15 protein-coding genes are annotated in these 13,868 nt (G+C 58.5%); all 15 read left to right on the top strand.

Features of this window, described 5'->3' with window-relative positions; translation table 11 throughout:
- Window positions 1-283: 283 nt before the first annotated feature.
- The 15 genes from urtA to AC13DD_RS16750 all read left to right on the top strand — a co-directional run bounded on the left by urtA (window position 284) and on the right by AC13DD_RS16750 (window position 13,726).
- On the top strand, window positions 284-1,591 hold the full coding sequence (gene urtA / locus AC13DD_RS16820) for an urea ABC transporter substrate-binding protein (RefSeq protein WP_008175225.1): 1,308 nt from the start codon (window positions 284-286) through the stop codon (window positions 1,589-1,591).
- Window positions 1,592-1,682: 91 nt separating this feature from the next.
- Window positions 1,683-3,281, top strand: a complete 1,599-nt coding sequence (gene urtB / locus AC13DD_RS16815; RefSeq protein ID WP_008175223.1) for an urea ABC transporter permease subunit UrtB — start codon at window positions 1,683-1,685, stop codon at window positions 3,279-3,281.
- A gap of 3 nt (window positions 3,282-3,284) precedes the next feature.
- The gene (urtC, locus tag AC13DD_RS16810; protein WP_008175221.1) at window positions 3,285-4,409 is read left to right on the top strand and encodes an urea ABC transporter permease subunit UrtC; all 1,125 of its coding nucleotides are present in this window, start codon (window positions 3,285-3,287) and stop codon (window positions 4,407-4,409) included.
- On the top strand, window positions 4,406-5,230 hold the full coding sequence (gene urtD, locus AC13DD_RS16805) for an urea ABC transporter ATP-binding protein UrtD (RefSeq protein WP_008175220.1): 825 nt from the start codon (window positions 4,406-4,408) through the stop codon (window positions 5,228-5,230). Before urtC ends, urtD begins: the two co-directional genes overlap by 4 nt.
- A complete protein-coding gene (gene urtE, locus AC13DD_RS16800; RefSeq protein WP_008175218.1) occupies window positions 5,230-5,928 on the top strand; it encodes an urea ABC transporter ATP-binding subunit UrtE in 699 nt (232 codons plus the stop codon). The genes urtD and urtE overlap by 1 nt, the downstream gene beginning before the upstream one ends.
- Window positions 5,925-6,821 carry an urease accessory protein UreD gene (locus AC13DD_RS16795; RefSeq protein WP_092031968.1) on the top strand — a complete coding sequence of 299 codons (897 nt, stop codon included), beginning with the start codon at window positions 5,925-5,927 and terminating at the stop codon, window positions 6,819-6,821. The genes urtE and AC13DD_RS16795 overlap by 4 nt, the downstream gene beginning before the upstream one ends.
- A 41-nt stretch (window positions 6,822-6,862) precedes the next feature.
- Window positions 6,863-7,165 (top strand): urease subunit gamma, encoded by a 303-nt coding sequence (gene ureA / locus AC13DD_RS16790; protein ID WP_092031965.1) that lies wholly within the window; start codon window positions 6,863-6,865, stop codon window positions 7,163-7,165.
- Between the two features lie 10 nt (window positions 7,166-7,175).
- Complete coding sequence (locus AC13DD_RS16785; protein WP_008175206.1) at window positions 7,176-7,493, top strand: urease subunit beta; 318 nt, start codon at window positions 7,176-7,178, stop codon at window positions 7,491-7,493.
- A complete protein-coding gene (gene ureC / locus AC13DD_RS16780; protein WP_092031962.1) occupies window positions 7,490-9,193 on the top strand; it encodes an urease subunit alpha in 1,704 nt (567 codons plus the stop codon). Before AC13DD_RS16785 ends, ureC begins: the two co-directional genes overlap by 4 nt.
- A 47-nt stretch (window positions 9,194-9,240) precedes the next feature.
- The gene (locus AC13DD_RS16775; protein WP_092031960.1) at window positions 9,241-9,825 is read left to right on the top strand and encodes an urease accessory protein UreE; all 585 of its coding nucleotides are present in this window, start codon (window positions 9,241-9,243) and stop codon (window positions 9,823-9,825) included.
- Window positions 9,791-10,510 carry an urease accessory protein UreF gene (locus tag AC13DD_RS16770; protein ID WP_092031957.1) on the top strand — a complete coding sequence of 240 codons (720 nt, stop codon included), beginning with the start codon at window positions 9,791-9,793 and terminating at the stop codon, window positions 10,508-10,510. The genes AC13DD_RS16775 and AC13DD_RS16770 overlap by 35 nt, the downstream gene beginning before the upstream one ends.
- 22 nt (window positions 10,511-10,532) lie before the next feature.
- Window positions 10,533-11,171, top strand: a complete 639-nt coding sequence (gene ureG / locus AC13DD_RS16765) for an urease accessory protein UreG (protein ID WP_041645525.1) — start codon at window positions 10,533-10,535, stop codon at window positions 11,169-11,171.
- A gap of 44 nt (window positions 11,172-11,215) precedes the next feature.
- Window positions 11,216-11,401 carry a hypothetical protein gene (locus AC13DD_RS16760; protein WP_139216036.1) on the top strand — a complete coding sequence of 62 codons (186 nt, stop codon included), beginning with the start codon at window positions 11,216-11,218 and terminating at the stop codon, window positions 11,399-11,401.
- A gap of 173 nt (window positions 11,402-11,574) precedes the next feature.
- Window positions 11,575-12,411, top strand: a complete 837-nt coding sequence (locus AC13DD_RS16755) for a nuclease-related domain-containing protein (RefSeq protein WP_405417008.1) — start codon at window positions 11,575-11,577, stop codon at window positions 12,409-12,411.
- A gap of 127 nt (window positions 12,412-12,538) precedes the next feature.
- Window positions 12,539-13,726, top strand: a complete 1,188-nt coding sequence (locus tag AC13DD_RS16750) for a DUF3800 domain-containing protein (protein ID WP_405417006.1) — start codon at window positions 12,539-12,541, stop codon at window positions 13,724-13,726.
- Window positions 13,727-13,868 lie beyond the last annotated feature (142 nt).

Here is a 13,868-nt window from a genome sequence, read left to right as displayed (position 1 = left end):
TTGCCAATTTTTCTTGATAGTGAGCAGAAAACATAAGGTTATGAGTATTTTTGAGGCACAAGACGGTTCAGGTCTGCCCATATCAGGTGCGGCCGCACCAAAAACGCTCAAGAATGCTGCACTCCGGAGGCGTATTCAGGAGCGCGGATGCCTCTGGTTTGCCTTGTATACTAGATAAGCCTCTGTTTTTAATGGAGATATAAGGGTTATGGAACAGCAGATGCAAAGGCCCTGCTGCGTTTGAAGACGAACTGCATACCCAACTAAGAAAAGGACGCCTGAAATGAACCTCAAAAAACACGTGAAACTTGGCCTCTCTGCGCTCGCTCTCTCCATCTCTTTTAACTCCGTTGCAGCGGAAGATCCCATCAAGGTGGGCATCCTGCACTCACTGTCCGGCACCATGGCCATCAGTGAAACCGTTCTGAAAGACACCGTTGAAATGCTGATCGAACAACAGAACGCCAAGGGCGGTGTGCTCGGTCGTCAGATGGAAGCGGTTGTTGTAGACCCGGCCTCCAACTGGCCGCTGTTTGCTGAAAAAGCCCGCGAGCTTCTGGCCCAGGAAGAAGTCGACGTGATTTTCGGTAACTGGACCTCGGTTTCCCGTAAATCCGTACTGCCGGTGGTGGAAGAGCTGAACGGCCTTCTGTTTTACCCGGTTCAGTACGAGGGTGAGGAATCCTCCGAAAACGTCTTCTACACCGGCGCTGCGCCCAACCAGCAGGCGATTCCTGCGGTTAACTATCTGATGAACGAAATCGGCGTGGAGCGCTGGGTTCTGGCAGGTACCGACTACGTCTACCCGCGCACCACCAACAAGATCCTTGAGACCTACCTGATGGACATGGGTGTGGCCAAGGAAGACATCATGATCAACTACACGCCTTTCGGTCACTCCGACTGGCAGAACATCGTGTCTGATATCAAGCGTTTTGGTTCCGCCGGCAAGAAGACCGCCGTGGTCTCCACCATCAATGGCGACGCCAACGTGCCCTTCTACCGTGAACTGGGTAACCAGGGCATCGCGGCCTCCGACATCCCGGTTGTTGCCTTCTCCGTGGGTGAGCAGGAACTCTCCGGTATCGACACCGGCCCGCTGGTTGGCCACCTGGCTGCGTGGAACTACTTCATGAGCGTGGACAACGACGCCAACTACGACTTCATCGACCAGTGGATTGAGCACACCGGCAATGATGAAGCGGTCACCAACGACCCGATGGAAGCGCACTACATCGGCTTCAACATGTATGTGGAAGCGGTCAAGAAGGCCGGCACCACAGATGTTGATGCGGTAAAAGACGCCATCATCGGTGTGACCGTGCCCAACCTCACCGGTGGCTACGCCGCCATGATGCCCAACCACCACATCACCAAGCCGGTGCTGATCGGCGAGATCCAGGACAACGGCCAGTTTTCTGTGGTTTGGGAAACCTCTGGTCTGGTCGCGGGCGATGCCTGGTCTGACTACCTGCCTGGTTCGCGGGACATGATTGCAGATTGGCGCAAGCCGTTGTTCTGCGGCACGTTCAACACCGCAACCGGCACCTGTGGCGCGTCTGCGGGCGAAATGGCCGCTGAAGCCGAGTAAGGCTCAGACGGTAAAGCACCATCGACAGCCGGGGGTAGTTAAGCCTCCGGTTGTTGCCCCGCAACACGCTTGAAACAGACAGGACACTCTCATGAGCATTTGCCGATCGCTCACATTGCTGCTTATCGCCCTGTTTTCCCTGCTATCGCTGCCTGCAACGGCGCAGGAAGACGATCCTGGCAAGGCTCTGCTGATCAATCTCGCAGAGGCGCCGGCCAGTAAAGTGGAAGAGGCGGTGAACGCCATCGTCAGCAGTGGTGATGAAAGAGCCAGGGGCTGGCTCGAAGCCTACGGAAATAACCGCCTGAGCCGGGTAAAAGACACCGGGCAGGTTGTACTGGTACTGAACAACCGGGGCAGGGACTGGGAAATTGCCGATCCGCTGACCGGAGAGAATATGGGTGAAATGTCCCGCCGTGAGCTGGACAGAGTCGCCATCAATAACCGCATACGGGGCCAGCTTGAAGGCATACTGGCCATGCTGGACCTGAATGCCAAAGACCCGGATGTGCGCGAAGCCTCCGCGCAGGACATGATGGGCAAAGTGGATGCTTCTCTGGTCGAGCCGCTTGAGGCTCAGCTGGCGAAAGAAGAAGACGCGGCTGTACGCAACCGCATTGAAGAAGCCCTGGCCATCTACCGGGTGGGCGAGGGCAACCTGGAGGCCGTGGACGTGCTCGCCGGCAGCCTGCATCCCCGGGCCCGCGCCGCTTTGAACGAAGCCGTTCGCGGTGACAACGAGGCGCTGGCTCAACGTGCCGCCAAGGCCCTCGAAAGCATTGAACAGAAACTCCAACTGAACCGCGCCGCCGAGACCCTGTATTTCGGCCTTTCCCTCGGTTCGGTTCTGGTCCTTGCCGCCATCGGCCTGGCCATCACCTTTGGCGTGATGGGCGTGATCAACATGGCCCACGGCGAACTGATCATGCTCGGTGCCTACACCACCTGGGGCATGCAGCAACTCTTCCCCGGCCAACCTGGCCTGGCGCTGATTCTGTCGATTCCCGCCGGGTTCATGGTCGCGGCCACCGCCGGCATCATCATTGAACGCAGCGTAATCCAGTACCTCAAAGGCCGGCCGCTGGAAACCCTGCTGGCCACCTTCGGTATCAGCCTGATCCTGCAGCAGCTGGTGCGCACGGTGATCTCTCCGCAAAACCGCACCGTGGTAACGCCGGACTGGATGAGCGGCTCCCTGGTGATCAACGACGCGCTCTCGCTGACCCTGAACCGCCTCTACGTGTTGGCCTTTGCGCTGATCGTGTTCGCCGGGCTGATGTTGATCATGCGCAAGACCCGCCTGGGCCTGGAAGTGCGCGCTGTTACCCAGAACCGTGCCATGGCGCGCTCCATGGGCATCCGCGCCACCCGGGTAGACATCATGACCTTTGCCCTGGGCTCCGGCGTCGCCGGCCTGGCCGGGGTGGCGCTCTCCCAGCTCACCAACGTGGGCCCGAACCTGGGCCAGAACTACATCATCGATTCGTTCATGGTGGTGGTGTTCGGCGGCGTCGGTAACCTCTGGGGCACGCTCATTGCCGGGCTTTCCCTGGGCACCATCAACCAGCTGCTTGAACCCTGGGCCGGTGCCGTACTCGCCAAGATCATCGTGCTGGTGTTCATCATCCTGTTCATCCAGAAACGGCCGAAGGGGCTCTTCCCCCAGAAAGGCCGGGCAGCGGAGGGTTAAGGTATGTGGTTAACAAGACCCTTACAGGAACGTTCAACCCAGATATTTCTTGGCGTGCTGTTCGCGGCCGTGGTGCTGGTGACCTTCCTTCACCTGTTCATGCCCCAGGACAGCGCCCTGCACGTGAGCGCCTTTACCGTCACGCTTCTTGGCAAATACCTCTGCTACGCCCTGCTGGCAGTGGCCGTGGACCTGGTGTGGGGTTACCTCGGTATCCTCAGCCTGGGCCATGGCGCCTTCTTTGCTCTCGGCGGCTATGCCATGGGCATGTACCTGATGCGCCAGATTGGTGATCGCGGCGTGTATGGCGACCCGATCCTGCCGGACTTCATGGTTTTCCTGAACTGGCAGGAGCTGCCCTGGTTCTGGCACGGGTTCGACATGGCCTGGTTTGCCTTCATCATGGTGCTGCTGGCCCCGGGCCTGCTGGCGCTGGTGTTCGGCTTCCTGGCCTTCCGCTCACGGGTAACCGGGGTGTACCTCTCCATCATCACCCAGGCGCTCACCTTCGCGCTGATGCTGGCTTTCTTCCGCAACGAGATGGGCTTTGGCGGCAACAACGGCCTCACCGACTTCAAAGACATTCTCGGCTTTAACCTGCGCACAGACGCCACGCGCCTCGGGCTGTTCATCGCAACCGGTATCGCCCTGGCCATCGGCTACGTGATTTGCCGGGGCATTGTGACCAGCAAGCTGGGCCGGGTGAGTGTGGCCTGCCGGGATGCCGAGGCTCGAACCCGCTTCCTGGGTTACCGGGTGGAGCGGGTGCAGCTGTTCGTGTTCGTGGTCTCCGCCATGCTGGCGGGTGTGGCCGGGGCGCTGTACGTGCCTCAGGTAGGCATCATCAACCCCAGCGAATTCTCGCCTCTGTTCTCCATCGAGATCGTGGTGTGGGTGGCCCTGGGTGGCCGGGCAACCCTCTACGGCGCGGTGATCGGGGCCATCCTGGTGAACTACGCCAAAACCGTGTTCACCGGCATCATGCCGGACGCCTGGCTGTTCGCCCTCGGCGGCCTGTTCGTGCTGGTGACCGTGTTCCTGCCCAAGGGCATTGCCGGGCTGCTGCAGAAGCGCCGGAAAGCCAGCCAAGATGACGATACCCCCACCGCGCAGGAGGCGACTGTATGAGCTTGTTTCAGGAGCTGACCGACCGCGAGCATGTGTTCGAGTTTCTGACCCAGGTGCAGTCCCCGGTGGACGTGCGCCACGGGCCGATCCTGTATCTGGAAGACGTGAACGTAAGCTTTGACGGCTTCAAGGCCATCAACAACCTGAATCTCACCATCGACGACGGCGAGCTGCGCTGCATCATCGGCCCCAACGGCGCGGGTAAAACCACCATGATGGACATCATCACCGGTAAAACCCGGCCGGATACCGGCTCGGTGTGGTTCGGCAGCCGCCACAACCTGCTCACCATGAACGAGCCGGACATCGCCAGCCTGGGCATCGGCCGTAAGTTCCAGAAACCCACGGTGTTCGAAGCGCTCACCGTGTTCGAAAACCTGGAGCTGGCCATGGCGACGGACAAGCGGGTGTTCCCCACGCTCACCGCCATCATGAAAGCCGAATACCGCGACCGCATCGATGAAGTGCTGGAAATGATCGGCCTGGAATCCCTGCGCGACCGCCTCGCCGGCATCCTCTCCCACGGCCAGAAACAGTGGCTGGAAATCGGCATGCTGCTGATGCAGAAACCCCGGCTGCTGCTGGTGGACGAACCGGTAGCGGGCATGACCGAACAGGAAATGGAACGCACCGCCGAACTGCTCACCAGCCTCGCCGGCAAACAGTCGGTGGTTGTGGTGGAGCACGACATGGGCTTTGTGCGCTCCATCGCACGCAAGGTGACCGTGCTGCACCAGGGCAGCGTGCTGGCCGAAGGCTCCATGGACCAGGTCTCCAACGATCCGGAAGTGATCAAGGTGTATCTCGGGGAGGAGGCGTAATGCTGAAGATTGAAAAACTCAACCAGTTCTATGGCGAGAGCCACACCCTTTGGGATCTGGACCTGGACGTACCCCAGGGCCAGTGCACCTGCGTGATGGGCCGCAACGGCGTGGGCAAGACCACCCTGATGAAATGCATCATGGGTGAGGAAACCACCAAAAGCGGCAGCATCGAATTCGCCGGCGACGTGGAACTCACCAAAAAGAAAGTGGAAGACCGCTCCCGGCTGGGCATTGGCTACGTGCCCCAGGGCCGGCAGATCTTCCCGCTACTGACCGTGGAAGAAAACCTGCGCACCGGCCTTGCCGTGCGCAAGGACGGCAGCAAGAAAATCCCCGAGCGGGTGTATGAACTGTTTCCGGTGCTGAAAGAAATGCGCCATCGCCGCGGCGGTGACCTTTCGGGCGGCCAGCAGCAACAACTCGCCATCGGCCGCGCCCTGGTGATCGAGCCGCGCCTGCTGATCCTCGACGAGCCGGGCGAGGGCATCCAGCCCAACATCGTGGCCCAGATTGGTGAAGTGATCCGCAAGCTCATCGAGGAGGACGGCCTGACCGTGCTGCTGGTGGAACAGAAGCTTCCGTTCGCCCGCAAATACGCCGACCGGTTTGCCATCCTCGACCGCGGTCGCCGGGTAGCTGAAGACGAAATCGCCGGCCTCACCGATGAACTCATCAAGAAGCACCTGACGGTATGACGGTTTTTGAACGCATCGAACCCGCCCACGACTCCGGCCATCGTTTCGACGCCGGGCGGCACTGGGCCGCGTCCATTGCCCTGGGCTTCGACGCCCGGCCGGATGGCAGCAACACCGCCACCCGGATGACCCATGTACGCCACAAAGGCCCGTTGCGGGTGCAACGTCCGTTTTACCCGGAAGGCCGTCATGGCTGCTGCCACGTGTACCTACTGCATCCGCCGGGCGGATTGGTGAGTGGCGATGCACTGAGTATCGAGGCACGTGTAGGTAAAGACTCGCACACCCTGCTGACCACGCCAGCGGCGGCCAAGCTCTACAAGGCCGACAGCCATGGGGTGGCCTGGGCCCAGCACACCCGGCTGAAGGTGGAGCAGGGCGGCATTCTCGAATACCTGCCCCAGGAAACCCTGGCGTTTGATGGTTCCCGGGGCGAACAGACCACCACCATTGAACTGGAAGCCGGCGCCCGATGCATCGGCTGGGAAATCCTTGCCCTCGGGCGCCCGGCCAGCAAACTGCCGTTTGTTTCGGGCCACCTGGAGCAGAAATTCCGCCTGCTGATGGACGGCCGCCCCCTGTGGCTGGAACGCCAGTTGATGGACCCGAACCACGCCAGGTTCAAAGGCCACTGGGGCCAGGGCGGCGCCACCGTGCAGGCCACCCTCTGGGTGGTCGGCCTGGACGACGAAGCCGCCGCCATTGAAGAACTCAGGGAAACCCTTCCGGAAAGCCACCGCTGGGCGGTGACCCGCCGCCGGGGTGTGGTGCTGCTGCGCTACCTGGGGCAGGAACGAAACGAAGCCTGGGCCCTGTGCCAGCAAGCCTGGGAACTGATCAGACCAAGACTCACCGGCCAGCCTGCCAGCGTTCCCCGAATCTGGCTGACCTGAATAACAAGCAGAATGCGACGCGATCAACGGAGCAAACAACGATGGAATTAACGCCAAGAGACAAAGACAAACTGCTGCTGTTCACAGCAGCCCTGCTGGCCGAGCGCCGGAAAGCCAAAGGCCTGAAGCTCAACTATCCGGAAGCCGTGGCCCTGATCAGCGCCGAAATCATGGAAGGCGCCCGCGAGGGCCGCACCGTGGCCGAGCTGATGGCCGCCGGCACCGAAGTCCTCACCCGTGATGACGTGATGGACGGCATCGCCGAAATGGTCGACGAAGTGCAGGTGGAGGCTACCTTCCCCGATGGCACCAAGCTCGTCACCGTCCACAACCCCATCGTGTAAGGAGCGCGCCATGATTCCCGGTGAATACCAGCTCAAAGACGGCGACATCGAACTCTGCGAAGGCCGTGAGCGCATCCAGATAGACGTGGCCAATACCGGCGACCGCCCGATCCAGATCGGCTCTCACTACCACTTTGCCGAAGCCAACCCGGCCCTGGATTTCGACCGTGCCAAGGCCCGTGGCTACCGCCTGGACGTGGCGGCCGGCACCGCCATCCGCTTCGAACCCGGCCAGAGCCGCGAAGTGACGCTGATCCCGTTTGCGGGCGGCCGTGAAATCTACGGTTTCCGGCAGGAAGTCATGGGCAAACTGGAGGGCCAGAAATGAAAATTACCCGACAAGCCTACGCCGACATGTACGGCCCAACCACCGGCGACCGGGTAAGGCTCGGCGACACCGACCTGTGGATTGAAGTGGAAAGCGACGCCGCCCACTACGGCGACGAAGTAAAATTCGGCGGCGGCAAGGTTATCCGCGACGGCATGGGCCAGAGCCAGCGTGCCGATGCCGCCGTGATGGACACCGTGATCACCAACGCCTTGATTCTCGACTGGTGGGGCATCGTCAAAGCCGACGTGGGCATCCAGAAAGGCCGCATCGCCGCCATCGGCAAGGCCGGCAACCCGGACACCCAGCCGGACGTGACCATCGTGATCGGCCCCGGCACCGAAATCATCGCCGGTGAGGGCAAGATCCTCACCGCCGGCGGCATCGATGCCCACATCCACTTCATCTGCCCCCAGCAGGTGGAAGAAGCGCTAATGAGCGGTATCACCACCATGCTCGGCGGCGGCACCGGCCCGGCCACGGGCACCAACGCCACCACCTGCACGCCGGGCCCGTGGCACATTGGCAAGATGCTCCAGGCGGTGGATTCCCTGCCCATGAACATTGGTTTTCTGGGCAAGGGCAACGCCTCCCTGCCGGAATCCCTGGAACTGCAGATCCAGGCTGGCGCCATTGGCCTGAAGCTGCATGAAGACTGGGGCACCACCCCGGCCAGCATCGATAACTGCCTCACCGTGGCCGACAAATACGATGTGCAGGTGGCGATTCACACCGACACCCTGAACGAATCCGGCTTTGTGGAAGACACTCTGGCCGCGTTCAAAGAACGTTGCATCCACACCTACCACACCGAAGGCGCCGGCGGTGGCCACGCACCGGACATCATCACCGCCTGCTCCAAGGATTACGTGCTGCCGTCGTCCACCAACCCGACACGACCCTACACCGTGAACACCATCGACGAACACCTCGACATGCTGATGGTGTGCCACCACCTGGACCCGAACATCCCGGAAGACGTCGCCTTTGCCGACTCCCGCATCCGCCGCGAGACCATCGCCGCCGAGGACATCCTGCAGGACATGGGCGTGATCTCCATGATCGCCTCAGACTCCCAGGCCATGGGCCGGGTGGGCGAAGTGGTGTGCCGCACCTGGCAGACCGCCCACAAGATGAGACAGCAGCGCGGCCTGCTGCCGGAAGACGAAGACCGTGGCGCCGACAACCTGCGCGCCAAACGCTACATCGCCAAGTACACCATCAACCCGGCCATCACCCATGGCATCGCCCATGAAGTGGGTTCCGTGGAAGTGGGCAAGCTGGCGGACCTGGTGCTCTGGAGCCCGGCGTTCTTCGGCGTGAAGCCGGCCACCATCCTCAAAGGCGGCATGATTGCCGCTGCACCCATGGGCGACCCGAACGCCTCGATTCCCACGCCCCAGCCGGTGCATTACCGCCCCATGTTCGGCGCCTTCGGCAAGGCGGCCAGTGCCACCCGCCTGAGCTTTGTGAGCCAGGCGGCAATTGATGCCGGTATTGGCAAAGAGCTTGGCCTGGACAGCCCATTATCCGCCTGCAAGGGCGTACGTGAGGTGCGCAAGGGCGACATGAAACTGAACGACGCGTGCCCGCACATCACCGTGGACCCGCAAACCTACGAAGTGCATGCCGATGGCGAACTGCTCACCTGTGAGCCCGCCACCGAACTGCCCCTGGCCCAGCGCTACCATCTCTTTTAATCAATACAGCTCAAGGCTGTTCTGAGCCGGGTACTGGAGAACTGATTATGTTGGAACTGACAAAACGCCTGAGCGAACAGGAAGCTGCCGAAATCGACAGCTCCGAAATCCTCGATAACCTGATTTTGCCGTACGAGCTGCGCATCCGTGGCCGCCTGCGCGCCACCACCCAGACCAGGGTGGACGTGGGCCTGTTTCTTGATCGCGGCCCCGTGCTGCGGGACGGCGACCTGCTACTGGCAAAAACCGGAGAGATCATTCGCATCCGCGCGGCCGAGGAACAGGTGGTCACCGCCCGAATCGAAAACGGCCAGCCCCTGGCGCGCCTGTGTTACCACCTGGGCAACCGCCACGTGACCCTGGCCATCGGCATGGACGACAAAGGCGCCTACGTGCGCATTACCCCGGACCACGTGCTGGAAGAACTGGCGGAACGCCTGGGTGCCACACTTGTGCACCACACCGCGCCATTCGATCCGGAACCCGGAGCCTACACCCAGGCCGGGTATTCCCATGGAAACGGGCACAGCCACGGCCATTCCCACGGCCATTCCCACGGCCACAGCCATTCACACGATCACGACCACGGGCACAGCCATGGCCACAGTCACAGTCACAAACACACCCACTGAGGCCGCCACCCCGCAGGTGGACGACCTGGCATTGCTGGGCCTGATGCAACTGGTCAGCCCCGCACTGCCCATCGGCGCCTTCGCCTGGTCCCAGGGCCTGGAAAGCGCCTTCGAACTGGGCTGGGTGAACAACGAAGCCGAACTGGCCCAGTGGATTGAAGGCGTGCTGGAAGACGGCCTCAGCCGCTGCGAACTGCCCCTGCTGGTGCGTTTGCAGACCGCCTGGGCCGAAGGTGATGCCATTGCGCTGGCAAAGTGGAACGACTGGCTGCACGCCACCCGGGAAACCGCCGAACTGAGCGACGAAGACACCCGCCTCGGCGGCGCCCTCGTTACTCTCTTGCGCAACCTGGAGCTGCTGCCAGAGCCACACCTGATTCCGGAAGAGCCCGGCTACATCACCATGTTCGCCTGGGCCGCCCATAAACGCTTTTTACCGGTGCGCCAGACGCTGCTCGGCTTCGCCTGGGCCTGGCTGGAAAACCAGCTCGCGGTGGCCTGCAAGGCATTGCCCCTCGGCCATACCGCCGCACAGCGCATTATCGAACGGCTGCGGCCGCAACTGGCGGTGGCGGTAGACACGGCCCTGGAACGAAACGATCACGAACTCGGGCCCATCCTGCCGGGACTGGCGCTCGGAAGTGCACTGCATGAAACACAGTATTCACGGCTTTTCAGAAGCTGAATAACAATTGAGGAGATCTGCCATGACACATTGTCTGAGAGTTGGAGTGGGTGGCCCGGTTGGTTCCGGCAAAACCGCCCTCTTGCGCCAGTTGTGCAAAGCCCTGCGGGATCACTACGACATCGCCGTGGTGACCAACGACATTTACACCCGGGAAGACGCCGACTTCCTCCTGCGCCACGAAGCCCTGGCCGCAGACCGCATCCTCGGCGTGGAAACCGGGGGCTGCCCCCACACCGCCATTCGCGAAGACGCCTCCATGAACCTGGCGGCCATCGACGACCTGCAAAACCGCCACCCGAACCTGGAACTGGTGCTGGTGGAATCCGGCGGCGACAACCTTTCCGCCACCTTCAGCCCGGAACTGAGCGACCTCACCCTCTACGTGATCGACGTCTCCGCTGGCGACAAGATCCCCCGCAAAGGCGGCCCCGGCATCACCAAATCCGACCTGCTGATCATCAACAAGATCGACATCGCGGAACAGGTGCACGCCTCCCTGGATGTGATGGAGCGGGACAGCAAGAAAATGCGCGGCGAACGCCCCTTCGTGTTCACCAACCTTTACGACGGAGTAGGGCTGGAGACGATCATCAGCTTCATTCTGGAGCGGGGCATGCTGCCGGAGCGCCGGCCTGAGAAGCTTGCCGAGACTGCTTAGAGAAACCGGATTTTGAGATTTAAACGAACTACGGAGAGAAAACTATGCAACTGACTAACCGATTGACTATGACTGCCGGCCTGCTACTGATCTCAGGTGCTGCCTTTGGTCACGCCGGCCATGAAGCACTTGGTGATGGAGTGCATATTGAATACTTCCTGGCGGCTGGTGCTGCGGTTGCTGCTGGCATCTACGCGCTGATGCGGCATAAACGAGGCGGGCAGGATTGAGGAGAGACCTAGACTGATTTGCTCCTTATTGGTTTGAAAAGCCGCTCCTGATTCGGGCGGCTTTTCCGTTTTTGAATTACTAAATTTTACGTCCGAAGGGTAGGAAGTTACCTTACGATTAGGCTAGTGTGTATTCAGAAGAAACGGACTGACGCCGCTGTTAAGGATAACGGATGGACCACACCCAGCTACTGCACACCCTCCAAAACGCCATTCCAACGGCCATCTGGTATCTGATTCCGTTCTTCCTCGTTGCGGCGGTCATCAAATCGCCTTGGTTCAAAGGCAGAGCCGGGGAAGCGGTGGTTAACCTTTCCGCCAAACTCTTTCTCGATAAAACCCGTTACCACCTAATCAAGAATGTCACCCTGCCCACGGAAGACGGCACCACCCAGATCGACCACATCATCGTTTCCCGGTACGGGGTGTTTGTGGTGGAAACCAAGAACATGAAGGGCTGGATCTTCGGTAACGCCAAACAGCGGTATTGGACACAGAAGATCTTCAAGTACTCGCAGAAATTTCAGAACCCGCTGCACCAGAACTACAAACACGTTAAGACACTGCAAAGCCTGTTGGAGCTGAGTGATGAGCAGGTGTTTTCGGTAGTGGTCTTTGTGGGGGATTCGACGTTCAAAACGCCAATGCCGGAGAACGTGACCCACGGTGGTGGGTATGTCCGCTATATCAAAGCCCAAACCGAGCAGCGGCTGTCGGATGTTGAGGTTCAGAAGGTAATCGAAGCCATTGAATCCGGGCGGCTGGCGGCTACGTTCAAAAATCACAGATATCACGTCAAGCATGTGAAGGAGGTCGTGGCGAAGAAAAACAGTGAGCCACGATGCCCGAAGTGCCAGGGTGAGATGGTAAAGCGCACGGTGAAGCGTGGAGAGAATATTGGGAAGGACTTTTATGGCTGCAAGGCATTTCCCAAGTGCCGGGGGATGGTTGGTGCTTCGTTATTGCAGAAACGAAGCTCTCAAATGATTACGGAGCGACCAGAATGTTAACGCAACGGAGCGTATTGATTTAAGTGGTTTAACTGGCGAAATCTGAGTTTTTGGTTCTGAGCTTTTATTGACGCTCAAATGATTCCAATAAAGAAGCGCGCTATCTATTTACTGTTAGGCTTAAATTATGTTTTTCCACATCGACGAGTCAGGGAATACAGGCAACAATCTTTTTGACGAAGCTCAACCTCGACTAAGCTATGGGGTGCTCTCTAGCAAGAGAAACGTCGATGCACTGTGCCTTTCTACACATAAAAAGATATTAAAGGAAATTGGCCAACCTCAAATACATGCAAATGAGCTAGGGTTTGGTGGTCTCGTAAAAATAGCTGATCACTTGATCGAACTTCAGGAAAGGATGGAATTCGACTTCGACTACTATTTTATCGAAAAGCCTGATTATGCGCTTGTTTTGTTTTTTGATGCAGTATTCGATGCTGGACTAAATGAGGCAGTCAAGTGGGATGTTTATTGGACTCCCATGAGATACCTTGTAATTCACAAATTATCTATCTTGTTCGATGAAAAGCTACTTCGCGAGTCGTGGCGCTTATGCATAGCAAAGCGAATAGAAAGATATACCGATGACATTGTCAATCTGCTTTCCGAAGTGCGAGACCGCGTTGTCCAGTCTGGGCTGGACGCTCGCTCTGTAGAAATCATCGTTGATGCGATGAATTATGGGATTGCGAATCCACTGCATTTAGACTTTGGTCACCCAGATCAAAAGATGATTTCTCCAAACGCAGTGGGCTTTCAGTTTGTGGTTTCATGTATTGCTCGTCGGGTTCGAAAGAAAAGGCGAAAAAGAGCTAACTCAATAATCGTCGATAGACAGAATCAATTCAATAATGCTCAGATTGGAACCCATTACAACCTTTCAAGAATTTCTGAGGGAATTAGGAAGGCGCCTCAGAAAGAGAAGGACATTTATCTTAATCATCCACTTTTTTCTACATTTGAAAAATCTGAAATATTGAACGAGGGCCTTTCTGATAAAGAGCTCACGATTTCAAAGAGTTCGGATTCTATAGGTTTGCAAATCGTTGATGTCTATCTCTGGATAGCAAATAAAATAGTTTCCGGACAAGAGTTGCCTTATGAACTTTGGAATCTATGGTCCATGTTTGTTGACAGGAGTACTATTGATGGTATTTCTTTAGATGGTATGGCGGCGCGATTTAAAACTTTTGAGAGGACATTGCCAAAGCTAGAAGAGCTATCTGAGGAACAAAAAAAGGTAGTAGCACAGTCTGTAGAAGCACACCGAAAAAAAGTTCAGGCGCTTGGAAGCGATAAACATTCTGAAGCCTAACAAATCGCGTCACTCGGAGGTTCTGTATCCCTGTTCAATGGAAACAATATTCGGGTAAAGTACCCGCACCGTCGACCAGGTGGCGGAATTAAGATTGTAATCCAGAATTCATCAGAGCATGGGACTGAAGAATATTCCGCTC

Source organism: Marinobacter sp. L-13 (assembly GCF_056857715.1).
The sequence above is the reverse complement of the archived record's forward strand: the minus strand, read 5'-3'. Positions and strand labels throughout refer to the sequence as shown.